General features: G+C 73.6%; 19 protein-coding genes and 1 riboswitch. Of the genes, 11 read left to right on the top strand and 8 right to left on the bottom strand.

Annotation, left to right across the window (positions count from 1 at the left end):
* Positions 1-175: 175 nt before the first annotated feature.
* From EDD40_RS03265 to EDD40_RS03250, 4 genes are read right to left on the bottom strand one after another with little or no spacing between them, the layout of a single operon-like run.
* Entirely contained in the window at positions 176-1,777 is a 1,602-nt protein-coding gene (locus EDD40_RS03265; RefSeq protein ID WP_123741582.1) for an ABC transporter ATP-binding protein, read from the bottom strand.
* Positions 1,774-2,868 (bottom strand): CbiQ family ECF transporter T component, encoded by a 1,095-nt coding sequence (locus EDD40_RS03260; protein WP_123747712.1) that lies wholly within the window; start codon positions 2,866-2,868, stop codon positions 1,774-1,776. Before EDD40_RS03260 ends, EDD40_RS03265 begins: the two co-directional genes overlap by 4 nt.
* Complete coding sequence (locus EDD40_RS03255) at positions 2,865-3,692, bottom strand: hypothetical protein (RefSeq protein ID WP_123741581.1); 828 nt, start codon at positions 3,690-3,692, stop codon at positions 2,865-2,867. Before EDD40_RS03255 ends, EDD40_RS03260 begins: the two co-directional genes overlap by 4 nt.
* Positions 3,693-3,732: 40 nt before the next feature.
* Complete coding sequence (locus EDD40_RS03250) at positions 3,733-5,031, bottom strand: prenyltransferase/squalene oxidase repeat-containing protein (protein ID WP_211348071.1); 1,299 nt, start codon at positions 5,029-5,031, stop codon at positions 3,733-3,735.
* A gap of 91 nt (positions 5,032-5,122) precedes the next feature.
* Positions 5,123-5,235, bottom strand: a riboswitch (cobalamin riboswitch).
* Positions 5,236-5,338: 103 nt separating this feature from the next.
* On the opposite strand from EDD40_RS03250, the gene EDD40_RS03245 reads away from it, so the two are divergent.
* The 5 genes from EDD40_RS03245 (at position 5,339) to EDD40_RS03225 (ending at position 13,467) form a co-directional block, all read left to right on the top strand.
* Positions 5,339-6,598 carry a cytochrome P450 gene (locus tag EDD40_RS03245; RefSeq protein WP_123741580.1) on the top strand — a complete coding sequence of 420 codons (1,260 nt, stop codon included), beginning with the start codon at positions 5,339-5,341 and terminating at the stop codon, positions 6,596-6,598.
* Positions 6,599-6,780: 182 nt separating this feature from the next.
* Entirely contained in the window at positions 6,781-7,719 is a 939-nt protein-coding gene (locus tag EDD40_RS03240; RefSeq protein WP_211348409.1) for a DMT family transporter, read from the top strand.
* Positions 7,720-7,833: 114 nt separating this feature from the next.
* Positions 7,834-9,015: a S8 family peptidase gene (locus EDD40_RS03235; protein WP_123741579.1), complete on the top strand. Its 1,182-nt coding sequence runs from the start codon at positions 7,834-7,836 to the stop codon at positions 9,013-9,015.
* Positions 9,016-9,677: 662 nt separating this feature from the next.
* Positions 9,678-12,062, top strand: a complete 2,385-nt coding sequence (locus EDD40_RS03230; protein WP_123741578.1) for a PEP/pyruvate-binding domain-containing protein — start codon at positions 9,678-9,680, stop codon at positions 12,060-12,062.
* A gap of 217 nt (positions 12,063-12,279) precedes the next feature.
* Entirely contained in the window at positions 12,280-13,467 is a 1,188-nt protein-coding gene (locus EDD40_RS03225) for a cellulose-binding domain-containing protein (RefSeq protein ID WP_123741577.1), read from the top strand.
* 46 nt (positions 13,468-13,513) lie between these two features.
* On the opposite strand, the gene EDD40_RS03220 is transcribed toward EDD40_RS03225, so the two are convergent.
* Positions 13,514-15,448: a S8 family peptidase gene (locus EDD40_RS03220; protein WP_123741576.1), complete on the bottom strand. Its 1,935-nt coding sequence runs from the start codon at positions 15,446-15,448 to the stop codon at positions 13,514-13,516.
* Positions 15,449-15,750: 302 nt separating this feature from the next.
* Positions 15,751-18,012 carry an ATP-binding cassette domain-containing protein gene (locus EDD40_RS03215; RefSeq protein WP_123741575.1) on the bottom strand — a complete coding sequence of 754 codons (2,262 nt, stop codon included), beginning with the start codon at positions 18,010-18,012 and terminating at the stop codon, positions 15,751-15,753.
* Between the two features lie 76 nt (positions 18,013-18,088).
* Here EDD40_RS03215 and EDD40_RS03210 point away from each other — a divergent pair, with 76 nt between their 5' ends.
* The 5 genes from EDD40_RS03210 to EDD40_RS03190 all read left to right on the top strand — a co-directional run bounded on the left by EDD40_RS03210 (position 18,089) and on the right by EDD40_RS03190 (position 23,221).
* Entirely contained in the window at positions 18,089-18,877 is a 789-nt protein-coding gene (locus EDD40_RS03210; RefSeq protein ID WP_123741574.1) for a TetR/AcrR family transcriptional regulator, read from the top strand.
* A 148-nt stretch (positions 18,878-19,025) separates the two neighbouring features.
* Positions 19,026-19,787: a putative protein N(5)-glutamine methyltransferase gene (locus EDD40_RS03205; protein WP_123741573.1), complete on the top strand. Its 762-nt coding sequence runs from the start codon at positions 19,026-19,028 to the stop codon at positions 19,785-19,787.
* 74 nt (positions 19,788-19,861) lie between these two features.
* Positions 19,862-21,040 carry an FAD-dependent monooxygenase gene (locus EDD40_RS03200; protein ID WP_123741572.1) on the top strand — a complete coding sequence of 393 codons (1,179 nt, stop codon included), beginning with the start codon at positions 19,862-19,864 and terminating at the stop codon, positions 21,038-21,040.
* Positions 21,040-22,590, top strand: a complete 1,551-nt coding sequence (locus EDD40_RS03195; protein ID WP_123741571.1) for a hypothetical protein — start codon at positions 21,040-21,042, stop codon at positions 22,588-22,590. The genes EDD40_RS03200 and EDD40_RS03195 overlap by 1 nt, the downstream gene beginning before the upstream one ends.
* Before the next feature lie 4 nt (positions 22,591-22,594).
* Positions 22,595-23,221 carry a TetR/AcrR family transcriptional regulator gene (locus tag EDD40_RS03190; protein WP_123741570.1) on the top strand — a complete coding sequence of 209 codons (627 nt, stop codon included), beginning with the start codon at positions 22,595-22,597 and terminating at the stop codon, positions 23,219-23,221.
* Positions 23,222-23,233: 12 nt separating this feature from the next.
* Here the strand turns inward: EDD40_RS03190 and EDD40_RS03185 are convergent, their stop codons facing one another.
* Positions 23,234-23,740 (bottom strand): GNAT family N-acetyltransferase, encoded by a 507-nt coding sequence (locus EDD40_RS03185; RefSeq protein ID WP_123741569.1) that lies wholly within the window; start codon positions 23,738-23,740, stop codon positions 23,234-23,236.
* Positions 23,737-24,894 carry a winged helix DNA-binding domain-containing protein gene (locus tag EDD40_RS03180; RefSeq protein ID WP_123741568.1) on the bottom strand — a complete coding sequence of 386 codons (1,158 nt, stop codon included), beginning with the start codon at positions 24,892-24,894 and terminating at the stop codon, positions 23,737-23,739. Before EDD40_RS03180 ends, EDD40_RS03185 begins: the two co-directional genes overlap by 4 nt.
* A gap of 77 nt (positions 24,895-24,971) precedes the next feature.
* Here EDD40_RS03180 and EDD40_RS03175 point away from each other — a divergent pair, with 77 nt between their 5' ends.
* Complete coding sequence (locus EDD40_RS03175; RefSeq protein WP_123741567.1) at positions 24,972-25,553, top strand: PadR family transcriptional regulator; 582 nt, start codon at positions 24,972-24,974, stop codon at positions 25,551-25,553.
* The last annotated feature ends 47 nt before the right edge of the window (positions 25,554-25,600 follow it).

The following is a 25,600-nucleotide window of genomic DNA, read 5'->3' as shown; positions in this document are numbered from 1 at the left end:
CACAGGCCGGCCGCGGCGACGCGGATCTGTCGCCCCCAGCCGGCAGGATCAAGAACAGGGGTTCCCCTGGCGGGTACCTCTGCGCAGCCCAGGCCGTCCGGAGCCGGCGGGCAGCCCAGGCGGGCCGGAGCCGGGGCGTGGCGCGTGTCCGCCCGGGTCGGTGCGCGGTGCGCGGTCACAGGGCCGCCAAAGCCGTCTGCACGTCCGCCACCGTCAACCACGGCAGGGGAGCGAGCACCTTGGCCACCTGGGGCGAGAAGACCGGGGACGCGGTGACGACCTCGGCCGTCGGGCCGTCGGCCACCACCTCGCCCTCGGCGAGCACCACGACCCGGCTCGCGTACTCGGCGACGAACTCCACGTCGTGCGTCGCCAGCACGATGGCGTGACCGTCGTCGGCGAGTTCGCGCAACGCCGCCGCGAGCCGCGTCTTGGCCGGGTAGTCCAAGCCCCGCGTCGGCTCGTCCAGCAGGACCGCCCGCGGCGAGGGGGTGAGCGACACGGCCAGCGCCAGCGCGAGCCGCTGGCCCTCCGACAGGTCACGCGGGTGCCTGCCGTCCGGGATGCCCGGCGCCAGCCGGTCCAGCAGCTCGCGGCACGTGCCCTCGGCCTTGCCCGACTCGCGGTCCGCCTGCGCGCACTCGCCGCCGACGGTGTGCAGGTACAGCAGGTCACCGGGCTGCTGCGGCACCAGGCCGATGGCCTTGCGCCGCGGACCGGGCTTGAGCGCCGCCGGGTCGACGCCGTCGACCGCGACCTCGCCGCCGGACCGCTTGCCCGTGCCCTGCACGGCCCACAGCAGACTCGACTTCCCCGACCCGTTGCGGCCCATCACGGCCACCCGCTCACCCGCGCCGACGCTCAACGACACGCCCCGCAGAGCGTCCACAGTGGAGTAGCGGACTCGCAGGTCGCGCGCGACCACCAACTCCGCCGGTCGCGACGACGGCGCCACCGGCGGCTCGGGCAGGCGGTCGCGCAACGGGCCGGCGAGCCGTCGCGCGTCCCGGATCGACACCGGCACCGGCGTCCACCCGGCCAGCTGCGCCAACCGCACCACGGGCGGCGCGACGGGGGCGTCCGCCAGCACCGGGCCGGGCTGCCCGGCGACCGGCGGCAGGCCACCGCCGGGCAGCCACACCACGCGGTCCGCGTACTGCGCGACCCGTTCCAGCCGGTGCTCCGCGATCAGCACGGTCATCCCCAGGTCGTGCACCAGCCGGTGCAGCGCGGCCAGCACGTCCTCCGCCGCGCCGGGGTCCAGCGCCGAGGTCGGCTCGTCCAGCACCAGCACCCGCGGGTGGGCGGTCAGGGCCGCGCCGACGGCCACGCGTTGCTGCTGCCCGCCCGACAACGTCGCCAGCGGCCGGTGCCGCAGGTCGGCCAGGCCCAGCAGGTCCAAGGTCTCCTCGACGCGCTTGCGCATCACCGGCTGCGACAGCGCCAGCGACTCCATCGAGTACGCCAGCTCCTCCTCGACCGAGTCGGTGACGAACCCGGCCTGCGGGTCCTGCGCCACCAGGCCCACCACGTCGGCCAGCTCGCGCGGCGGGTGGGTGCGGGTGTCACGTCCGGCGACGAGCACGCGGCCGGTGAGCGTGCCGCCGGTGAAGTGCGGCACCAGGCCGTTGACCGCGCGCAGCAACGTCGACTTGCCCGAGCCCGTCCTCCCGACGACCAGGCACAGCTCGCCTTCGGGCACGTGCAGGTCGACCGACGCCAACGCGGGCGCGTCGGCGTCGCGGTAGGTGACGGACACGTTCTCGAACCGGATCACGGGTGCACCTTGTCCCTGGCGACGACGTTCCTGGCAACCACGACGTTCCTGGCGATGACGACGGGCGCGAGCGCGCACAGCAGACCGACCGCGGGCAGCAGCGGCAGCTCGGGCACGGTCAGCGGCACCGTGGCCGGCGTCAGCGCGGCACCGCCCCAACCTCCCGGCGCGAGGTACGTCGCCAGCGCCGCGACCAGCCCGGACCCGGCGATCGCCAGCTCGCGCGCACCCCACCGGTCCGGCCGGTAACGGCTGCGCCGCACCCGCCGCGACCCCGTCCACAGGCCCGCGACGGCCAGCACCGAGCCCACCACCAGCATCGGCGTGCCGACCACGCCCGGCGTGGCGCCGCCGAGCAGCCCGTACGCGCCGACGCACAACCCCAGCAGCCCGCCGAGCACCAGCGCGCCGGTCACCACCCTGGTCCGCTTCGGCAGCCCCGCCGTCCGGCCGTAGCCGCGCGAGTCCATCGCCGCGGCCAGCACCAGCGACCGTTCGAACGCGTCCTCCAGCACCGGCACCAACAGCACCCGCATCGCCTTCACCCCACGCACCACGTCACCCCGCAACGCCCGCGCCCGCCGCACCGACCGCGCGCTGGCCACCAGCTGCGGCGCGACCGTCAACGCCACCACCACCGCCACGCTGACCTCGTACAACGCGGCCGGCAACGACCGCAGCAGCCGCTTGGCGTTGGCGAGCGCGTTGGCAGCGCCGACGCAGCACAGCAACGTCGCCAGCTGAAGCCCCTGGTACACCGCGAACGCGAGCCCCTCGGCGCTCACCGGGCCGCCCAGCCGGATGCCCTTCGTCCACTCCGGCAACGGGATCTCCGGCAACGTCACGAGCACCGTCGGCCCGCTCACCCCGCCCAGCAGCACGTGCAGCACCACCCGGACCGCGAGCACCACCAGCGCGAACTTGAGGAACACGCCGTAAGCACTGGCCCACGGCGTGTCCTCCCGGCACGACACCGCCACGAACCCGGCGACCGCGATCACCAGCGCCAGCAGCACCGGGTTGGTGGTGCGGCCGGCCACGGCGGCCAGGCACAACGCCCACAGCCACCACGCGCCGGGGTGCAGGCTCACTCCGTCGCCTTGGCGCGCCGGCGCGCGGTCCACACACCCAGGCCGGCCAACGCGGCGATCACCACGATCCCGACGACCAGCCCGACCGCGCCACCGGACGACGTGCCCGCCGTCGGCTCCACGGCCACCGCCGTCGGACCCGCCGGCGCGGACGTGCTCGACGTCGTGCCCGCGGCGGTCGTCGCCGCCGATGAAGGTGGTGAGGTCGTCGTCCCGGCGGTGGTCGACGCCGGCGTCTCCGACGGTTGAGTGGTCTGCTGCGTGGGCTGACCGGGTGCCGGCGCGGGCGGCTCCGGTTGCCCGGGTTGGCCCGGTTGGCCGGGCTGCACCGGCCGGCCGGCCGCCGGCGGTGGCGGTGGCGGCGCGGGCTGGGTCGGTTGAGGCGCGGGCGGCGCGATGCCCGGCTGCCCGCCCGCGCCGAACGCCCAGCCCTCCACGCTGCCCGGAGCCGGGTCGTACGCGCCGGCGCTGGTGCTGCTGTAGACCCACGAACCGCCCGGCCGGCCGTGCCAGTAACCCCAGTACGCCGTGGTCGGGGAGGTGGTGACGCACGGGTCGCTGCTCGGCGCGCCGTTGATCCGGCACACGAAACCGGGCTGCCGGGCGGCGAACGTGTAGCCGAACCCGGCGGCGGTCAGCGCGGCCGTGCCCGTGGCCGGGTCACCCGGGGCGCACCCCGTCCGCACGCCGCCGCCCAGCGGGCCGAAGTCCACGACCACCGTGACACCCCCGCAGTCGGCCGCGTGGGCGGTCAGCGGGACGGTGGTCAGGGCGAGCCCGACGACGGCCAGGGCCGTCAGGGCCCGTCGAAGCCCGCCCCTCATCGGATGACGAGCACGGCCGGCGTGCCGCGACCAGGTGCCGTCACTTGCGTGCCTCCGCGTGCCGCCGACGCGCGAGGGTGACCGCGAGCACGCCACCCACCAGCAGCAACGCGCCGATCCCCAGCATCGGACCGACCTCCGCGCCCGTGCGGGCGAGGTTGCTGCGGTTGGTCGCCACGGCCACCACGGCGGCGGTCGTCGTCGTGGTGGCCGTGGCGTCGGAGGTGGTGGTGGCCGCGGGAGTGGTCGTCGTCGTGTTCGAAGTGGACGACGAGGACGACGTCGACGTGGTCGGGGTGACCGAGCAGTCGAGCACCGGCGCGGTCGGCGTGCCGCCCTCCACCGTCAGGTCCGCGAAGTTCACGCCCACCAGGCCGAGGACGCCCTGTGCGCTCGCACGCAGCGACGTGGCCTGCGTGAACCCGTTCCGGTCGAACGCGATGGCGCCCCGGCCGGCCTCGGCGGCCGTGCACCCGACCTGCAACGACGTCAGGAACCTCGCCGCCTGGTCCGCGGCGGCCGTCCGACCGCCCGCGCGCAGCGCCTGCGCGGCCAGACCGGTGCTGTTGGCGTTGCCCTCGCCGGCCGCGCCCTCGTCGCGGAACCCGCCGCCGGGCTGCTGCGCGCCGGTCAGCCAGTCGAGCGCCTCGGCGGCTTCGGTGTCCTTCCCCACGGCCAGCAGCGCCTGCACCACCATGGCGGTGGCGTCCACGTGGGACGCGCAGGTCGCGGCCTCCAGGACCAGCGGGAACCCGCCGTCGGCGCACTGCCGGCCGACGAGGTAGTCGACGGCGGCCTGCGGCGCGCCCTCCCACCGGTCCAGCGCGAGCACCGCGAACGCCTGGGTGAAGCCGTTGGAGTAGTCGCCGTACTGGGACTTGTCCGAGAACCGGCCGGACGGCGTCTGGAGCGCGGTGAGGCCGGCGATCAGGTCCTCGCCACCGAAGGACGTCGGGTCCAGGCCCCGCACCTGCACCGCCAGCGCGAGCTTGGCGTGCGCGCCCGCGAACGACTCGGCGGGGTCGCCGAAGCGCAGGTAGTTGGCGATGACCTCGGGCTCCGCGAGCCAGGCGGCGGCCTGGTCCGCGCTGTCGGACGCCACGCCGGCCGCGGTGAACGCGAACAGCGCGTCGAGGGTCAGGCCCTGGTCGGGGTAGGCGACGCCCTCGATCACGTTCTCGAAGTGGTCGCCGTCGACGAGCTGCCGGGAGAGCCACCCGGCGGCCGTGTCGCTCACGTCCGGCGTCGTCGGCGCCGCCTGGCTCTGGGTGGCGGGCGTCGCCGCGAGCACGGCGGCAGCGGCGGCGGCGATGACGGCAGCGGTCCGTCTCAACGACATGTTCGGCCTTTCCGGGGGCAAGGCGTGAGCGGACCCCGGACAGCCGTGACCGACTTCCCCCGGGCTCCGACCCGTTGACCTCGACGGTGTCAGGAGCGTGGCACGCGCGACGGGTGTTCGGGCTCGTCCCGGGTGGGACCTACCGTTGCGGGTCAGCGCCGGATTTCGACCGGCTTCCCCCGTGTCGCGCGCGATTGCCGATCGTCTGTCACGGACCTTGGCGTGTCAATCCGCCTCTAGCGCGATGCTGCTCACCCCTACGTACGGTTACCGTCGGGCGATCCGGTCTGGGGAAGAGGGGTGTTCGATGACGACTCTGGCGTCCGTGCGCGACGGTCTGGTGGCGTGGGTCGCACGGCGTTCGGCGACGCGGTGGGTGTTGGGCAAGATCGGTTCGCGGGCGTTCGCGCTGCTCCCGGACCGTGCGCTGGTTCCGCTGAAGCGGGACGGGGTGGTGCCGGTCGCCGAGTTGGAGCGGATGCGGGAGACCGGCGCGGTGCACCGGATCCCGGTGCCGTTCGGCCTGCGGGTGTGGTTGGTCACCGGTCAGGACGAAGCGAAGAACGTGCTTTCCGACACAGGTTCGTTCAGCAACGACTACGCGCGGCTCGGCGCGGCGGTCGGCCGGCTGGAGCAGTCGCCCGGCGGCCTCGGCTTCGCCGACCCGCCCGACCACACGCGGCTGCGCAAGCTGCTCACGCCGGAGTTCACCATGCGCCGGCTGTCCCGGCTGGTGCCGCGCATCGACGCGATCGTCACCGAGCGGCTGGACGCCATGGAGGCGGCCGACGGGCCGGTCGACCTGGTGCGGGAGTTCGCGCTGCCGGTCCCGTCGCTGACCATCTGCGAACTGCTGGGCGTGCCCTACGCCGACCGCGACCGGTTCCAAGAGCTGGCGGCGGCGCGGTTCGACGTGTTCGGCGGCGCGGGCCAGGCGCTGGGCGCGATCTCCGAGTCGCTGTCGTACATGGAGGAGATCGTGCGCCGCGAGCGCCGGTCGCCCGGTGACGGCCTGATCGGCTCGATCATCCGGCAGCACGGCGACGACGTGAGCGACGTGGAGCTCGCGGGCCTCGCCGATGGTGTGCTGACCGGCGGGTTCGACACCACGGCCTCGATGCTCGCGTTGGGCGCGATCGTGCTGCTGAAGGACGACGCCGCGCGTGCGGCGATGCGTGACGACGACGCGTCGGCCGCGCCGCTGGTCGAGGAGCTGCTGCGGCACCTGAGCGTGGTGCAGGTGGCGTTCCCGCGGTTCGCCCGGCACGCGCTGCGGGTCGGTGAGCAGCAGATCGAGAAAGGCGACGTGGTCGTGGTGTCGTTGTCGGCGGCGAACCGCGAAGGGGCGTCCGACTTCGACGCGGGCCGGTCGGCGTCGTCGCACCTGGCGTTCGGCTACGGCGCGCACCGGTGCGTCGGCGCGGAGCTGGCGCGGCTGGAGCTGCGTGCCGCCTACCCGGCCCTGCTGCGCCGCTTCCCGAACCTGCGCCTGGCCGAGGAGCGGCCCGCGTTCCGGACGGCGTCGATCGTGCACGGGGTCGAGACGCTGCTCGTCCACACGCGCTGACCGTTGAACTCAGGGGTCCTCGGCGTAGGACTCTCGGGACCTGGGTGCGGGACTCTCGCGGGGGTGCTGCACCCAGGCACGGATCTTGTAGCTGTGCTTAACACTTCGTCATGAGGTTTCACTTTTCTTGAAGTCGGTCGTGGGGGACGGTGGTTCCCGTGATCGGACGCGGCGTGATGCGGATGGGTGCGCTGGCCCTGCTGTGGGGCTCGGTGTTCCTGTGGATCGAACTGGCCCTCACCGGACTGTCGCCGACGCAGATCACGGTGGTCCGCTGCGCCCTCGGGGCCGTGACGCTGCTCGTGATGGCGCGCGTGAACCGCCAGGAGCTGCCGCGCCGCCTGTGGGGGAGGCTCGCGGTCGCCGCGTTCTTCTGCAACGCCCTGCCGTTCCTGCTGTTCGCCGTCGGTCAGCAGACCGTCGACTCCGGCGTGGCCGGTGTGCTCAACGCGACCACCCCGCTGTTCTCGCTGCTCATCGGCTTCGCCCTGGGCACGGACGGTCCCGTCACCCCGGTCCGGGTCCTCGGCCTGGTCGTCGGCTTCACCGGCGTGACCCTGATCTTCGCCCCGTGGGAGCAGCCGGGCGTGGTCAGCCTGGGCGCGCTCGCCCTGCTCGGCGCGGCGGCGAGCTACGCGGTCGCGTTCGCCTACATGGGGCGCGAGCTGGTCGGCCGGGGCGGTCCGGTCGCGGTGTCCGCAGCGCAGCTCCTCGCCGCCACCGCGCTGAGCACCGTCATGATCCCGTTCGACCACGCGCCGGCCACGCCCAACGCCACGGCCGTCGTCGCCGTCGTGGTGCTCGGCGTCTTCGGCACCGGTTTCACGTTCATCCTCAACTACCGGATCATCGAGGACGAAGGGCCGACCAGCGCCGCCACGGTCGGCTACCTGCTGCCGGTCGTCTCGGTCGCGCTGGGCGCGCTCGTGCTGGACGAGCCGCTGACGCCCCGGATCGTCGCGGGCATGGCGGTCGTCCTGGTCGGTGTCGCGCTGACCCGGCTGGCACTGGCCCGGTCGGCGGCGGGCAAGCACCCGGCCGAGCGACCCGGGCGTTACCAGTTGTCCGTTATGTCCACCGAGGGTGACGAGCCGGGCGGCCGTTCGGCCGACCTCGGTTGACCATGACAAAACCGCTGGTCAGGCTGCTGGTCTGGACCTCGGGCGAGTGACCGTCGGCTCCGTCAACCCTGCGTCGGGGCGCGCTCGTCCGGGTTCACCCGAAGGAGCCACCCCGTGCGTCCTTTCCGTCGAACGCTCACCGTCCTGGCCGTCGCGAGCACCGCCGTCGGCCTCACCGCCACCACCGCCTCGGCCGAACCCCCGCACCAGGCCGACCTCGTCACCGCGACGGCGTCCGCGACCGTCCACCCGATCAAGGACTCCTACATCGTCACCCTCGGCGCGACGGCCCGCGGCGGCGCGAGCGTGGCCGCCACGGCGGGCGTCACACCGACCCACGTGTGGGACGCGGCGTTCCACGGCTTCGCCGCCAAGCTCACCCCGGCGCAGCTGCGCAAGCTCAGCCGCGACCCGGCGGTCACCACGATCGAGCAGGACGTGCTGGTCACCGACGCGCTCGACGCCACCCAGTCCAACCCGCCGTCGTGGGGCATCGACCGGATCGACCAGGCCGCCCTGCCGCTGTCGAAGAGCTTCACCTACAACCACACCGGCGTGGGCGTGCACGCCTACATCATCGACACCGGCATCACGCCGGGCCACGCGGACTACGCCGGCCGGGCCACGTTCGACTACAACGCCTACGACACCAACAACACCGACTGCCACGGCCACGGCACGCACGTCGCCGGCACGATCGGCTCCGCCACCTACGGCATCGCCAAGGGCGTGCGGCTGCACGGCGTGAAGATGATGAACTGCTCCGGCAGCGCCACCACCACGTCGGCGCTCAACGCGATCAACTGGGTCACCGCCAACCACACCAAGCCGGCCGTCGCCAACACGTCGTGGAACTTCACCGCGTCGGCCAGCCTGGAGACCGCGATCCGCAACATGATCGCGGCGGGCGTCTTCCTGGCGACCTCGGCGGGCAACACCGGCGGCAACTCGTGCGACCGCCTGCCGCGCAAGGTCGAGACGGCCAGCGTGGTGGCGTCCACCACGAACACCGACGCCCGGTCGTCGTTCTCCAGCACGGGCGCCTGCGTCGACCTCTACGCGCCGGGCAGCTCGATCGTCTCGACCGTCCGCACCGGCGGCTCGGGCACGATGAGCGGGACGTCCATGTCGTCGCCGCACGTGGCGGGCGTGGCCGCGCTCTACAAGCAGCGGTTCGGCGACCAGCCGTCGGCCACCGTGCACAACTGGCTGAACTCCAGCGCCACGCCGAACGTCGTGGGCGGCGGCACCACCGGCGGCACGGTCAACCGCCTGCTGTTCACCAACGGCCTGTGAACCTCCCCGGCGCGCGGGAGTTCGCGCCCTCACCCCGCGCGCCGGGGAACCCCACCCCTCCGACACCACCGGTCGTCATCCTGCCGCCGCAGGTATCGGCCGGTCGCCCGGTAGAGGCCCGTCTCGGACAGTGCCGCGTGGAGTCGAGCAACTCGAGCTTGAGAGCTGGGCGTTGTGCGGCCGTGCCAGGCGCGCCACCCATTGGGCAGAGGGACGATTCGAAGTTTCGTGGTGGTCGAGGCATCCGCCACCAGGACCAAAACGCTTCCGAAAACCGTGAGTACTTGGCCGTCGACGTCGACATCGCGGTGGACGGCGTCGGCTGGATGCGCGTGCCGCCCTGGTGAAGCTCTAACTCCAGCGCACCGGAGTCGATGTCCTGCTGCGCACATCTTGATGCGGCGTAGTGGGCACCGTCGTCCTGCTTGATGCGCCCGCGTTCGGCTTGTGGGCGGATGAGATCGGGTTCGCCGGGTGGATGGCGGATCTTGACGGCACCGAAGCAGAACTCGACGACGGGCCACGCGGCGCTCGTGGTCGTCGCCGGCGCGGTGGCAGAGGTGCTCGGATCGCGACGCCCTGGACTTGGCCCCGCACACGTTCGGTGAGCGATGTCGCGCATTCCCGCAACGGGACGTGGCCGCCGGTGCGAGGATCGGCGGATGGGGACCACCGCGCTGGTGTTGCCGCTCGCCGATCCCGCGGCCGACCTGGGGACCGTCGGCGGGAAGGGCGCCTCGCTGGCCAGGCTCGCCGCCGCGGGCCTGCCCGTGCCGGCCGGTTTCCACCTGACCACGCACGCCTACCGCCGGTTCACCGAGGGCCTCGACGCGCGGACCCGGGCGGGCATCGGCGACGAGGCCGCGATCGCCGCCGCGTTCGAACGCCTGGACATGCCCGAGGACATCGCCGACGCCGTCCGCGCGGCCCTGCCTCCGGGACCGGTCGCGGTGCGGTCGTCGGCCACCGCCGAAGACCTGCCGGACCTGTCGTTCGCGGGGCAGCACGACACGTTCCTCGACGTGACCGGGGACGAGGTGCTGAACGCGGTCAAGCGGTGCTGGGCGTCGCTGTGGACCGCACGCGCCGTCGCCTACCGGGCCCGCCACGGCATCACCGACGTGGCGCTCGCCGTGGTCGTGCAGGAGATGGTGCCCGCTGACGCGGCCGGTGTGCTGTTCACCGCGAACCCGGTCACCGGCGCGCGGACCGAGACCGTGGTCAACGCCGCGCCCGGCCTGGGTGAGGCGTTGGTGGGCGGCACGGTCACCCCGGACGAGTACGTCGTGTCCGCCGACGGCGTGGTGCGCGGGTCCGGTGGTTCCCTGCTCTCCGCCGCGCGGGTGGCGGAACTGGCCGGGTTGGGAGCACGCATCCAGGACCTGTACGGCGTGCCGGTGGACGTCGAGTGGGCCGTGGCCGGCGGGCGGATCCGGGTGTTGCAGGCCCGGCCGATCACCGCGCTGCCCGAGGTCTGGAACGACACCCTGCGCGGCGACTACCTGTGGACGTGCGCGAACCTGCGCGAGGCCGTGCCGAGCGTGATGTCGCCGGCGACCTGGTCGTTCGCCGAGGTGCTCGCCCAGCCGGCCATCGCCGGGCACCCGACGTCGGGCAACATCGGCGGCCGGTTCTACCTCAACCTCAGCGCCGCGCTGGCCGTCGGCCGGGCGCTCGGCCTCGACGGGCTGGTGCGCCGGACCGCCGGGCAGTACTTCGGCCGCATCCCGGAGGGCGTGCAGGCGCCGCCGTTGCCGCTGTCCCGCCTGGCCGTGCTGCGCGCGGCGGTCCGGGCGATGGGGCCGTTCCTGCGGCAGAACCGCGAGTACCGGGCGAAGATCGAGGGCCTGCTGGCGTCCGCGCCCGACCGGGCCGACCGGCTGGCCGCCGCCTTCCGCACCGCCTCGACGCCTGCCGGGCTGCTCGCGCTGTGGGAGTCCGACGTGCACGACGTGCTGCACGTGGAGGCCAAGGTGTTCGACGCCGGCGCCCGGGCCGGCGCGCTGTCGTCGGCCAGGCTGCGCCGCACGCTGACGAAGCTCGTGGGGGAGGACGACACCACCGCGTTGCTGACCGGCGCGCACGGCGCGGCGGGGGAGTTGGCGAGCCTCGGCCCGGTGCTCGGCCTGGCCCGGCTCGAGCGCGGCGAGCTCACCCGCGAGGCCTACGCCCGGCAGTACGGCCACCGCTTCGCCGACGAGTTCGAGGTGTCCGCGCCGCGCCCCGCCGAGGACCCGCAGTGGCCGCGCCACCACGACGTCGGCGTCGACCCCGAAGAGCTGCTGGCCAGGCAGGCGGCCGTGCGCGAGGCGGCCTGGGCGCGGCTGCGCGCCGCGCACCCCGGCAAGGTCGCGCGGCTGCGCCGCGAGGTGGACGAGCTCGCCGCGCTGGCCCGGGAGCGGGAACGGGCGCGGTCGGAGTTCTCCCGGACCTTCGCCGTGCTGCGGGCGTTCCTGGTGCGGGCGGGCGAGGTCACCGGGCACGGCGACGCGGTGTTCTTCCTGCCGATCGGGGAGACCTTGCGCGTCCTCGGAGGCGACGAGACCCCGCTGGCGTCGGTGCCGGCCCGCCGCGCCGCCTACGACCGCTACCGCGCGCTGCCGCCGTACCCGACGGTGATCCGGGGTCGGTTCGACCCCGAGGCGTGGGCCGCCGACCCGGACCGCCGCCCGGACGTCTTCGATGCCTCCGCCGCACCGCTCGGCGACGACGTCTCCGGCTTCCCGGGCGCCGCGGGCGTGGTGGAGGGCGTGGCGCGGGTGATCCACGACGTCGCCGACGGGAAGGACCTGGCGCGGGGCGAGATCCTGGTGACCACGGTGACGAACATCGGCTGGACCCCGCTGTTCCCCCGCGCCGCCGCCGTGGTCACCGACGTCGGCGCGCCGCTGTCGCACGCCGCCATCGTCGCCCGCGAGCTGGGCATCCCGGCTGTCGTGGGCTGCGGCAACGCCACCACCCGCATCACCACCGGCGACCGCCTGCGGGTGGACGGCGGTCGCGGCACGGTGACCGTGCTCGGCGCCAGGTCGACTCGCAGTGGGTGATCGCGCCGTCGGAACCGGGTAGTGCGCAGCGGATCCGGATCGCTCCGCAGTACTCGACGGCAGCTCGACGGGCCGTGATCGGCTGACCGGCGCGGTGGCGTGGGCCGGGTCGTCGTTCGGACGGCCGTTGCGGCAAGCGGCCTATTCCGTTCAGGTGACGGAATCGTTACAGTCTGTTTCTGGGAACGCTCCCAGATACGACAACGAAGGGGTTGTTGTGCGAAATCTGCTGGCGGCGGTGGCCGCTGTGGTGTCGATAGCCGGGTTGGTGGTGATCGGCGGGACCAGCACGGCGGGGGCTGCTCCCGTCTGTGCCGTGGACTACAAGCTCAACCAGTGGGCCACCGGGTTCACCGCCAACGTGACCGTGACCAACCAGTCCGCTCCGGTCACTTCGTGGAAGCTCACCTGGACCTTCGCCGGTAACCAGGCGGTCAGCTCCGGCTGGAGCGCCGACGTGAAGCAGTCCGGCGCCGTGGTGACGGCGTCCAACATGCCGTGGAACGGCTCGCTGGGCACGGGCGCGAGCGCCCAGTTCGGCTTCCAGGCCACCTACAGCGGCACGAACGCGACGCCGACCGACTTCGCGTTCAACGGGGTCTCGTGCAGCGGCGACGGTCCGACGACGACCACCACCACGTCGACCACCACGTCCACGAGCACCTCGACGAGCACCTCCACCACGACGTCGACCACGACGACCACCACGACGACCGGTGTGCCCGGCGACTGCGGCTCGGCGACGCTGTGCGACGGCTTCGAGCAGCAGACCGGGACGTCGCCGAGCGGTCGCTGGACCGTCGGCGCGCCCAACTGCACCGGCCAGGGCACGGTCAGCATCGACAACTCGGTCGCGCGCAGCGGCTCGAAGTCGGTGCGGGTCAACGGCGCGGCGGGCTACTGCAACCACATCTTCTTCGGCACCCCGCTGAGCGGTTCGAGCGTCGTGCACGGCCGGTACTACGTGCGCCACACCACGGCCCTGCCGATGTCGCACGTGACGTTCATGGCGATGAAGGACACCGCCGACGGCGGCAAGGACCTGCGCATGGGCGGCCAGAACGCGGCCCTGCAGTGGAACCGCGAGTCCGACGACGCGACCCTGCCCGAGCAGAGCCCGGTGGGCGTGTCGAAGAGCAAGCCGCTGCCCACCGGCCAGTGGAACTGCGTGCAGTTCACCGTGGACCCGGCGGGCAAGCTGTCGACCTCGTTGAACGGCGCGGTCGTCGAGGGCCTGGTGGCCGACGGCGTGTCGACGCCGGACGTCGACGGGCAGTGGCTGCGCAAGACCAACTGGCGCCCCGCGGTCACCGACCTGCGGTTGGGCTGGGAGAGCTACGGCGAGGGCTCGAACACGCTGTGGTACGACGATGTCGCGATCGGCTCCTCGCCGATCGCCTGCTGAGTGAGGACGTGGGGAGGGCCGGCGACCGGCCCTCCCCACGGTCGGCTCAGGCCGCGTTCACCGAGACGTCGTCCAGCACGAACGAGGTCTGGTAGGACCAGTCCTCCGTGCCGGTGAAGCTCAGCGTGACGCTCTGGCCCGCGTACGCGCCCAGGCTGAAGGTGCGCACCGCGTAGCCGGAGGGGTTGAGGTTGGTGTAGGTCGCCAGGGTGGTGCCGGCCACCGACACGGTGAAGGTGTCGAACACCTCGGGCTCGTACTCCGCCGTGCTGATCTTCAGCCACAGCGACAGCGTGGTGTTGACGCAGCCCGCCGGGATGGCGACGGTCTGGGTCAGCGTCTCGGTGTTGCTGTAGCCGTAGCCGCTGATCCACGAGGAGCGCGTGCCCGTGCGGGGCGCGCCTTCGCCGGTCCACGCGGAGATCGTGTGGGTGGCGTTGGACCAGCCGGTGGTGCCGCTCTCGAAGCCGCCGTTGACCGCCTTCTCACCGGGCGCGGCGCACGAGCCGCCCGGGGGGTTGACGGTCCAGGTGAACGTGGCGCTCCCGGTCTTGCCCGCGCTGTCGGTCGCGGTGGCGGTCACGCTGTAGGAGCCGGCGGTGGTGGGCGTGCCGGAGATGAGGCCGGTGGCCGCCGCGATCGTCAGGCCGGGCGGCAGGCCGGTGGCCGACCACGTGTACGGCGGGGTGCCGCCGGAGGCCTTGAGCTGCAGGCTGGTGGCGGTGCCGACGCTGCCGGTCTGGTTGCCCGGCGGGGTGACCGACGGGCTGCCCGGGTCGGGGTTGCCGCCCGTGTTGACGAACAGCAGCCGGTTGGGCGAGCCCGTGCCCGGGCTGGTGATCTTGTTCGCGGTGGAGTTGGCGATCATCGTGCTCTGGACCTGCGCGGGCGTCAACGACGGCGTGGCGCCGAGCAGGACCGCCGCACCGCCGGCCACGTGCGGCGACGCCATGGACGTGCCGCTGATGGTGTTGGTGGCGGTGTCGTTGGTGTTCCAGGCCGAGGTGATGTTCTGGCCCGGGGCGAAGATGTCGCTGCACGTGCCGTAGTTGGAGAACGAGGCACGCGCGTCGGTGTTGGTCGAGGCGTTCACGGTGATCGCCTCGGCGACGCGGGCCGGGGTGAAGTTGCACGCGTCGGCGTTGGAGTTGCCCGACGCGATCGCGAAGGTCACGCCGTCGGCGATCGCGTTGCGGACCGCGGCCTCGCCGGTCGCGTCGCTGCCCTGGCCCCCGAGGCTCATGTTCGCCACGGCCGGGCCGGAGGTGTGGTGGCCGGTGACCCAGTCGATGCCCGCGGCGACACCGGCGAACGAGCCGGAGCCGGCGCAGTTGAGCACCTTGACCGCGATCAGCCGCACGCCCTTGGCGACGCCGTACGACGTGCCGCCGACCGTGCCCGCCACGTGGGTGCCGTGGCCGTTGCAGTCGGTGTTGTTGGTGTCGACGGTGTTGGTGCCCCAGGTGGCCCGGCCGCCGAAGTCGGAGTGCGTGGTCCGGATGCCGGTGTCGATGATGTAGGCGGTGACGCCGGTCCCGTCGCTGGGGTAGGTGTAGGACGAGTCGAGCGGCAGGTCGCGCTGGTCGATGCGGTCCAGCCCCCAGGACGGCGGGTTCGGCTGGGTGCCGGTGGCCTGGACCTCGCCGTTCTGCTGGACGTAGGCCACGCCCGGCTCGGCGGCCAGGCGGCGCGCGTCCCGTTCGGACAGCGTGCCCGCGAAGCCCTTGAACGCGTTGCGGTAGGTGTAGTCGACCTCGGCGTCGTACTTGGCGCTGAGGTCGGCGGTGAGAGCGTCGACGCTCTGGGTGGACAGCTGGTGGTAAACGACGATGTAGCTGTCCTTGATGGCGGTCGGGTTGGTCGTGCCGAGGATGTCGCCCTCGGCGGCGGCCGGTGTGGCGCCGGAGGCCAGGGCCAGGGCGGTCACCGCGACCGTGCCCAGGGCGATCAGCGCACGTCTGGATCCGCGAACGTCTCCCATTGCAGGGTTCTCCCTCATGCAGGGGTTCCGGCAGACCCATAGCGGCGCGGGTCGGCCGGGGAGTGGAGGTTCTGCGATCACGTTCGCGCGGACGTGATCGGCAACGTTAGAGGACCGCTCGGAACCGGACAATCGGCCGGCAGTGGGAACGACCTGCGGTATTCCGAACGACGCCGAGCCCCCGAAGGGGTGACGCACGCCCCACTGGCCAATAATCTTAATAACTTCAGTGTCAACTGAAAGAAATCCTCTTCCGGGGTCACGTCGACACCGGAAGAGGACTCCCCAAACCGCCTGGACGGTCAGCCGCCCACGTACGCGCGGAGGTGTTGGGCGGTCAGGGTGGAGGCGTTGCCGACCAGGTCGGCGGGGGTGCCGGTGAAGACGACCCGGCCGCCGTCGTGGCCGGCGCCGGGCCCGAGGTCGATGATCCAGTCGGCGTGGGCCATGACGGCCTGGTGGTGCTCGATCACGATGACGGTGTTGCCGTCGTCCACGAGCCGGTCGAGCAGGGCGAGCAGCTGGTCGACGTCGGCGAGGTGCAGGCCGGTAGTCGGCTCGTCGAGGATGTAGGTGGACGCCTTCTCGGCCATGTGGATGGCGAGCTTGAGCCGTTGCCGTTCGCCGCCGGACAGGGTGGTGAGGGGCTGGCCGAGGGAGAGGTAGCCGAGACCGACGTCGACGAGCCGGTCGAGGACGGCCTTGGCCTGCCTCTCGGTGAAGAAGTCGCGGGCCTCGGTGACGGACATGCCGAGGACCTCGCTGATGTTCTTCCCGCGCAGGGTGTGGGTGAGGACCTCGGCGGTGAACCGCTTGCCCTCGCACTTCTCGCACACGGAGGCGACGCCGGCCATCATCGCGAGGTCGGTGTAGACGAGGCCGATGCCCTTGCACTGGGGGCAGGCGCCTTCGGAGTTGGCGCTGAAGAGGGCGGGCTTGACGCCGTTGGCCTTGGCGAAGGCGGTGCGGATGGGGTCGAGCAGCCCGGTGTAGGTGGCGGGGTTGGAGCGCCGCGAGCCGCGGATGGGCGCCTGGTCGACGGTGACCACGCCGTCGCGGCCGGCCAGGGAGCCGTGGATGAGGGAGCTCTTGCCGGAGCCGGCGACGCCCGTGACGACGGTGAGGACGCCGAGGGGCACCTCGACGTCGACGTGCTTGAGGTTGTGCAGGGCGGCGCCGGTGATGGCCAGGCGGCCGGTGGGCGTGCGGACCTGGTCGCGGAGCCGGGCGCGGTGGTCGAGGTGGCGGCCGGTGAGGGTGCCGGAGGCGCGGAGCTCGTCGACGGTGCCGGTGAAGGTGATGTGGCCGCCGTTCGTGCCCGCGCCGGGGCCGAGGTCGACGACGTGGTCGGCGATGCCGATGGTCTCGGGTTTGTGCTCGACCACCAGGACGGTGTTGCCCTTGTCGCGCAGGCGGAGCAGGAGGTCGTTCATGCGCTGGATGTCGTGGGGGTGCAGGCCGACGGTGGGTTCGTCGAAGACGTAGGTGACGTCGGTGAGGGCGGAGCCGACGTGGCGGACCATCTTCACGCGCTGGGCCTCGCCGCCGGAGAGGGTGGCGGCGGGTCGGTCGAGGCTGAGGTAGCCGAGGCCGATCTCGACGAGGTTGTCGAGGAGTTCCTTGAGGGTGGTGAGCACGGGGCCGACCGACGGGTCGGTGATCTTGGCGACCCAGTCGGCGAGGTCGCTGATCTGCATGGTGGAGCAGTCGGCGATGGTGACGCCGTCGATCTTGGACGAGAGGGCGGCGGCGTTGAGGCGGGCGCCGCCGCAGTCGGGGCACTCGGTGAAGGTGACGGCGCGGTCGACGAAGGCGCGGACGTGGGGTTGCATGGATTCGCGGTCTTTGCCGAGGTAAAGGCGTTGGACCTTGACCAGGAGCCCTTCGTAGGTGACGTTGGTCTTGCCGATTTTCACCTTGGTGGTGTCGCGGTTGAGGAAAGCGTCCCATTCTTCGTCGGTGAAGTCCTGGAGCTTCTTGTCGGGGTCGTAGAAGCCGGACTGGACGTAGGTCTGGACGTACCAGTTGTCGACGGTGAAGCCGGGGACGGTGATGGCGCCCTCGGTGAGGGACTTGGTGCGGTCGACGAGCTGGTCGACGTCGACGGTGGAGACGCGGCCGAGTCCTTCGCAGGTGGGGCACATGCCTTCGGGGAGGTTGAAGCTGAAGGCGCCGGAGGTGCCGACGTGGGGTCGGCCGAGGCGGCTGAAGAGGATGCGGAGCATGGTGTGGGCGTCGGTGGCGGTGCCGACGGTGGAGCGCGAGTTGGCGCCCATGCGTTCCTGGTCGACGATGATGGCGGCGCTGAGGTTGCGCAGGGCGTCGACGTCGGGGCGGCCGAGGCTCGGCATGAAGGACTGGACGAACGCGGTGTAGGTCTCGTTGATGAGTCGTTGGGACTCGGCGGCGATGGTGCCGAAGACGAGGGAGGACTTGCCGGAGCCGGAGACGCCGGTGAAGACGGTGAGTCGTCGTTTGGGGATGTCGACGGAGACGTCGGCGAGGTTGTTCTCCCTGGCGCCGCGTACTTGGATGACGTCGTGGCTGTCTGCTGGTGCGGCCATCGCCGGCTTTCCCCCTGCTTTGTTTATGCCGTAAGGTGCTCGCGGCACCGTACTTTACGTTGTAAGGGGTGGGCAAGTGGCCGTCTTCGCCGGGCAGGGTGACGCGGGTCGGTCGATGAGGCTGCTGTGGCGTGCGCCGGGTGGTGGCGCGGGGTCGGGCCTGTCGGTGGACGTGATCGTGGACGCGGCGATCGAGGTGGCGGACCGGGACGGCATGGCGGCGTTGTCGATGCGCGCGGTGGGCGAGCGGTTGGGGCGTTCGGCGATGGCGTTGTACACGCACGTGCCGAGCAAGGCGGAGTTGTTGGACCTGATGTACGACCGGGTGTTGGGGGAGTTGCCGTCGCGGTACCCGCTGGAGGAGGGCTGGCGGGTGGCGTTGCGGGCGTGGGCGGGTGACGCGCGGGAGTTCTTCCTGGCGCACCCGTGGGTGTTGCAGGTGTCGCAGGCGCGGCCGGTGCTGGGGCCGAACGAGTTCGTGATGCTGGAGGTGCTGCTGGGGATCCTGCGGCCGACCGGGTTGGGCGCGTCGGTGTTGCGGGGCGTGGTGGGCGCGGTGGTGCAGTTCGTGCGCGGCGCGGCGGGGGTGATCGCGGAGGCGCGGCGGGCGGCGCGGGAGACGGGGATGACGGACGAGGAGTGGTGGTTCTCGCGGTCGGGGGTGTTCGAGGAGGTGGTGCCGGACTTCGCCGAGCGGTTCCCGTTGTCGGCGTGGCTGGGCGCGGAGGAGCCGCCGGAGGTGGCGGGGGAGGAGGACGTGCCGTACCTGGAGCGGGACGCGGTGGGGAACTTCGTGACGGGGTTGGAGGTGTTGTTGGACGGCGTGGAGGCGGCGGTGGCGCGGGCGCGCGCCGGCGGGGGCTGAGTTCGGTGCGTGGTGATATACGGTGTGGCGGTTGGCGCGGACGAGGGAGGTGGGACCCATTTCTGCTGGTGTGCATCGGGTCGCTCCCGGCCGCGTCGTGGCGGTGTGAGGGGCGCCCTCGGGTTTCACGCGAGAGGCGTTCGTTCCCATGGATGTTGATGTCGTCGCGCGGTTGCGTGCGGCCGGGTGTGTGTTCGCCGAGGACGAGGCGCGGTTGTTGGTGGCCGCCGCGCGCGGTCCGGAGGAGTTGGAGTTGTTGACGGCGCGGCGGGTGGCCGGGTTGCCGTTGGAGCAGGTGGTGGGGTGGGCGGAGTTCTGCGGGTTGCGGGTGGTGGTGGAGCCGGGGGTGTTCGTGCCCCGTCGGCGCACGGAGTTCCTGGTGCGGGTGGCGGTGGGGGTGGCGCGGTCGGGTTCGGTGGTGGTGGACCTGTGCTGCGGTTCGGGTGCGGTGGGCGCGGCGGTGGTCGACCGGGTGCCGGGGGTGGAGTTGCACGCGGTGGACGTGGACCCGGCGGCGGTGGCGTGTGCTCGTCGCAACGTCGGCGCGGACCGGGTGTACGCGGGTGATCTCTACGAGCCGTTGCCGGTGTCGTTGGCGGGGCGGGTCGACGTCCTGGTGGCGAACGCGCCGTACGTGCCGACGGAGGCGATCGGGTTGATGCCGCCGGAGGCGCGTGAGCACGAGCCGCGGGTGGCGTTGGACGGTGGGGCGGACGGTCTGGACGTGCAGCGGCGGGTGATCGCGGGCGCGGCGCGGTGGCTGGCGCCGGGTGGGCGGTTGCTGGTGGAGACGGGTGCGCGGCAGGCGTCGGGGACGGTGCGGGCGTTCGCGGCGGGCGGGTTGCGCGGGGAGGTCGTGTCGGACGAGGAGTTGTCGGCGACCGTGGTGATCGGTTCGGTCGGGCCGTAGACCGGGTGTTGAGCGGGTGCTCAAAACTGGCTACCCTCCGTTTTGAGCACTCGCTCAAATACGGGGGGTGGCCGGTGGTCGGGCGGACTGTGGTCGTGGTGGGTGGCGGTATCGGTGGGCTGGCGGCGGCGGTCGCGCTGCGCCGGGTCGGGTGCCGGGTCGTGGTGCTGGAACACGCGGCGGGGTTCGGCGAGGTCGGGGCGGGGCTCGCGCTGTGGCCCAACGCGATGCGCGCGCTCGCGGCGCTCGGGGTGGCGGAGCGGGTCCGCGCGGTCGGCGCGGTGCAGGCGGCGGGCGGCGTGCGTGGCCGTTCCGGTCGTTGGCTGTCGCGGACGGACAACGCGGAGATCGCCCGGCGGCACGGGATGCCGCTGGTGGTGGTGCGCCGGGCGGACCTGGTCCGGGTGCTGGCGGAGGCGTTGCCACCGGAGTGCCTGCCGGCGGACGCCGAGGTGCGGGCGGTGCGGCCGGACGGCGACGCCGTGGTGGTCGAGCACCGGGGCGGGGTCGTGCGGGCGGAGCTGGTGGTCGGCGCGGACGGCGTGCACAGCGGGGTGCGGCGGCAGTGGTGGCCGGAGGCGGAGCCCGCGCGCTACGCGGGGTGCACGGCGTGGCGGATGATCACCGGGCCCGTCGCCGAGCCGCCCGCGGAGGGGGCGGTGATCTGGGGTCGCGGTGAGCGGTTCGGGTTCACCGGCCTGCCGGGCGGCCGGTTCTACTGCTTCGGGACGGCGGCCGTGCCCGCCGGTGGCGCGGCTGCCGAGGGTGAGCCGGCCGCCGTGCGCGCCCGGTTCGGCGCCTGGCCGGACCCGGTGCCCGCGCTGGTGGCGGCGGTGCCGGAGGGCGGTGTGGTGCGGCACGACGTGCACGTCGTGCCGCCGTTGGCGAGCTACGTGCGCGGCCGGGTGGCGTTGCTGGGCGACGCGGCGCACGCGATGGACCCGGCCTTGGGCCAGGGCGCGGGGCAGGCGCTGGAGGACGCGGTCGTGCTGGCCGACTGCCTCGTTTCGGCCGCGAGCGTGGGATCGGCGCTGGTCCGCTACGACCGGTCGCGCGGGCCTCGGACGCGGGCGGTGGCGCGGCGTTCGGCGCGGCTGGGCCGGGTGGCCCGGTGGACGTGGCCGCCCGCGGTGGTGGCGCGCGATCTCGCCGCCAGGCTGACCCCGGCCGCGGTCGCGCTGCGTGCCGTGGCGCCGGTCCTCGGGTGGAACCCGCCGTCGTCCGACCGCGCGCCGCACGGCGCAGGTCGCTAGTGCCCGACTGGACCTACCACCCGTTGCGGGGGATCGCCGCCGCGCTGCTGGGGACCGGTCGCTCCCGGCGGGTCGCGTTGCGGACGCTGGCCGCGGTCGGGTCGTGGCCGGGCGGTGGCCGGCTGGTGTCGTGGGGGTTCGGGCACCGTCACCCGTCGGCGGCGTTGGCCGGTGAGGTCGCCGGCGTGCCGGTGGGCAACCGGCTCGGCGCCGTGGTGCCGCCGGACGTGGCGCGGGACGCGATCCGGGCGTTGCCGCTGCTGGGCGCGGGAGTCGTCGAGGTGGCGCCGGTCGGGCTCGCCGACGTGGGCGTGGTGCGTGCGGCCGCCGCGGGTCGACGGGTGCCGGTGGTGGTGCGCGCGACGGAGCGGGCGGTGGCGGACGTGCTGTCGCCGCACGTCGACGCGGTCCGGGTCGGCGCCGGTCCCGACGTGGTCCACCTGACCTCCGCGTCCCCGGCGCGTGCCGCGGCCCTGCTCGCCGACCCGGCCACCGCGGTCCTGGTCACGCCGGACGTGCTGGTGCAGGCCGGTCCGGGCTTCTTCGCGCGGGTGGTCGAGGCGGTGACGCCCACCGGTCCGGCGCCGTCGGTGCGCGACGTCGGCCGTGATCCGCGGCGGTGGCCGGCGTGGTGGTGGGGCACGCTGCTCGGGTTGGGCATGGTCGTCGCCGGCCTGGGCGCCGCCGCGATCACCCTCGGCCCGGTGCTGCTGTGGTACGACCGCGGCTACCTGGGCGCGGACGTCGACCGGCTGCACGGGATCAACCACCACCTGGTGCGCTTCCTGCAGCACGACCGGATCACCATGGCCGGGACGATGGTGGCGATCGGCGTGCTCTACGCGGGCCTGGCGGCGGGCGGTCTGCGGACGGGCCGGCCGTGGGCGCGCGAGGCGTTGCTCGTCTCCGGGTGGATCGGGTTCCCGACGCTGCTCTACTTCCTCGGGGTCGGGTTCGTGGAGCCGCTGCACACCCTGGCGGTCGTGGTGCTGTTCCCGATGTTCGTGGCCGCCACGCGGCGTCGGCCGGGCGGTCCGCGGTGGACGGTGCGCCCGGACGGGCCCGAGCGCGAGCGGCGGCGGGCGCTGGTCGGGCAGTTGCTGCTGGTGTGCACGGGGTCCGGGCTCTTCGTGGGCGGCGTGGTGGTGTCGGCGGTCGGCCTGTCGGACGTGTTCGTGGCCGGCGACCTGGAGTTCCTGCGGACCGGCCCGGAGGCGTTGCACGCGGCCAACCCCCGGTTGCCGGGGTTCGTCGCGCACGACCGGGCGGGGTTCGGCGGGGCGCTGATGGCCGCGGCCGCCGCGATCACGCTGCTCGGCGCGTGGGGGTGGCGCCGGGGCGAGGCGTGGGTGTGGTGGTCGCTCGCGCTCGCCGCGGCCGCCGGGTTCCTGCCCGCGCTCGTGGTGCACGGCGTCATCGGCTACACCGACGCGGGCCACCTGGCGCCGGTGTTCGCCGGGCTCGGCCTCACCGCGACCGCGCTGGTGCTCGCCCGGCCCTACCTGTGCGCACGCCCGGCGGAGGTCCGCGTGGCCGCGCCCCTACCGTGATGGCATGGCCGACACCCGACAGCGACTGATCGACGGCGCGATCGAGACGATCCGGCGGCACGGCCTCACCGGGACGTCCGCGCGCACGATCGCCGCCACCGCCGGCGTCAACCAGGCCTTGGTGTTCTACCACTTCGGCAGCGTGCACGAGCTGCTGGAAGCGGCGTGCCTGGCCTCGACCGAGGCGAGGGTCGCGCCGTTCGCGGCCCGGCTGGACGAGGTCGCCGACCTGCGGCAGCTGCTGGACCTGGGTAGGCGGCTGCACGCCGAGGAACGCGAGCAGGGCAACGTCATGGTGCTCGCCCAGATGCTGGCCGGCGCGCAGGGGGACCCGGCGCTGGCCGGGGCGACGGCGGCGGCGCTGCGGCTGTGGGTCGGGCCGGTCGAGCGGGCGCTGGAGCGGCTGCTGGCCGGCTCCCCGGTGGTCGACCTGGTGGACACCGCCGGGCTGGCCCGCGCCGTGTGCGCGGGGTTCATCGGCCTGGAGCTGTTCGAGGGCGTCGACCCCGCCGGCGCGCACGCCGCGCTGGACGCCCTGGAGCGCCTGGCGGTCCTCGTCGACGTGGTGCAGGACCTCGGGCCGGTCGCCCGCCGCGCGCTGCACGCCAAGCTCCGCAGGTCCGGGACCTGACCGACCGGCCCGTCAGGTCCCGACCCCGCCGTCGAGTCGGGTCGGGGGCGGCTCGGGGGAGTCGGGCGGCGACTCGGCCGGCACGGTTCCGACGGGCACGGTGATGCGCGCGAGCACGCGGGCACCGTCGACGTCGAGGGTGGCGCCGGCCTTGCGCAGGACGGTCAGGGCGGCGGTGTTGCCGGTGGTGGTGTCGGCGACGATCGTGGTGACGCCGCGTCGCGGCGCCTGCTCGATCACGCGGCGCAGCGCGGCGAGCCCGACGCCGTCGCCGCGGGCGCGGCGGGCGACCCAGATGCCGGTCTCGCCCTCGGCGGTGAGCCGGATCATGCCGACGGTGCGGTCGTCCCGCACGATCTCGTAGGCGTCGTCCTGGAAGCCGCGGTAGAAGTCGCGGAACTCGTCGGGCCGGTCGGCCGTCCAGCCCGGCGGCATCACGTCGGCGGGGTCGGCGTCGGCCACCGCGAGGTCGAGCAGCCGCTCGACCGCCGCGTCGTCCACCTTCCGCAGCACGATCACGTCGTCAGCTCCTTCTCCAGCGGTGTCCGGAAGCGGGGGATCACGCGCACCCCGCCGAGCCAGGACGCCACCCGGTCCGCCTCCCCGGCGATCGCGGCCTCCGCCTCGGCGCCGACGTCGTCGAGCAGCTCCCACACCAGTCCGCCGTCCGCGCGTTGGGACCACCCGCCGACGACCGCGCCGTTCCACCACACGGTCGGGCCGACGTTGCCCGCGGTGTCGAACAGGCGCGGCCGGTGCCGGTCGGGGAGGTACCAGTCGCGAGCCTGCCACCCCATCGGGGTCGGATCCAGGGCCGGCAGCAGCGCGGCCCGCGGCTCCGGCTCCTCGACCGGTTCGAGGTCGTCGGGCAGGGCGTAGCCGGGGCCGCTGGACAGCTCGACCGCGACGGCGCCCGCCGCGGCGAGGGCCTTGCGGGTGTGGCCGAGGTTCCAGCCGGTCCACCACTTGAGGTCGGCCTCGGCGCCGGGCCCGTAGGAGGCGAGCCAGCGGCGGGCCAGCTCGGCGCGGGCCTCGTCGGGGTCGAGCTCGGGCCACGGTGTGGCGGGCGCCCAGCGGAACTGGGTGCTCAGCCACGTGCCGAGGGGCCGGCCGCGGCGCAGCCGGCCGTCGGCGGCCAGCACGCGGATGATCCGGCTGGACACGTTCTGCCGGGTCTCGTAGGGCTTGCCGGCCGCGACGACGACCTGTTCGAGCAGGGCGGGCACGTCGCGGGTGAGCTCGACGGCGGTGGCCTCGCCCCGCCGCGCCAGCGCCCGCAGGGTGTCCCGCTCGACCTCGGCGAGGCGGTCGGCGTCCCAGCCGACGCCCTCGGCCAGGAAGTCGAGCAGCTTCCGGCGTTCCTTCACGGCGATGGCGGCGCCGGCGGCGGCCTGCACCACGGGCGCGGTCGCGGCGGTGACGGCGAACATGGTGCGGCGCATGCACAGCAGCCGGACCAGCGTGCCCCGGTCGTAGAACGCGGCCTCCACCTCCGCCACCGAGGGCCGCGCCAAGCGGGCGCACGCGGACAGGAACACGGTGGCCGGGTCGGTGGCGTGCAGGCCGACCACCGCCTCGGCCACGTCCTCCACGGCGGCGGCGCGGGTGGTCAGGAGGTGTCGGACGGCGAGGCGGGCCCGCCGCTGGGCGTCGTCGATCCTGGCGAGCGTCACCGGCCCATCCTCGGCGATCTACCCTGATCGGCGAAACCGGGATCGCGGAACCCCGGATACCGCTGGACGAGGACGCGATGTCGGCAACACGGCTGCTGGTGCTCGGGGTGGTGCGCGGCTACGGGCGCGCCCACGGCTACCTGATCGGCAACGACCTGATGTCGTGGGGCGCGGGCGAGTGGGCCAACGTCAAGTGGGGCTCGCTCTACCACGCGCTCAAGCAGCTCACCAAGGACGGCTGCCTGACCGACCACTCGGTGCCGCCGGGCCGCACGGACTACGAGATCACCCCCAAGGGGGAGGCCGAGTACCGCAAGCTGCTGCGCGACGCGCTGCGCCGCCCGGAGGCGCGGCCCGACCTGCTGGCCGCCGGGCTGGCGTTGCTGCCGTCGCTGTCGCGGGCGGAGGCCGTCGGCCTGCTCACCGAGCGGTTGGCGGCGCTGCGGGCGCGGCGCGACGCGGCGCGCGAGCAGGCGGGGCAGTGGGGCGAACCGCCGCACGTGAAGGAGCTGTACGGGCTGTCCGAGCACATCGCGGCCAGCGGGGTGGAGTGGACGCGGGGCCTGGTCGACCGCCTCGAAGCGGGCGCCTACCCGATGGCGGGCGAGCCGGGATCGCCCGGCACACCCGGCAGCTGGGCTATACTCAAACTTGAGTAGCGAGGGGGAGCGCTGAACACAGGGTTGGAGCGGTACGCGGCCGTCTT

Source organism: Saccharothrix texasensis (genome assembly GCF_003752005.1).
GTDB classification, from domain to species: domain Bacteria; phylum Actinomycetota; class Actinomycetes; order Mycobacteriales; family Pseudonocardiaceae; genus Actinosynnema; species Actinosynnema texasense.
The sequence above is the reverse complement of the archived record's forward strand: the minus strand, read 5'-3'. Positions and strand labels throughout refer to the sequence as shown.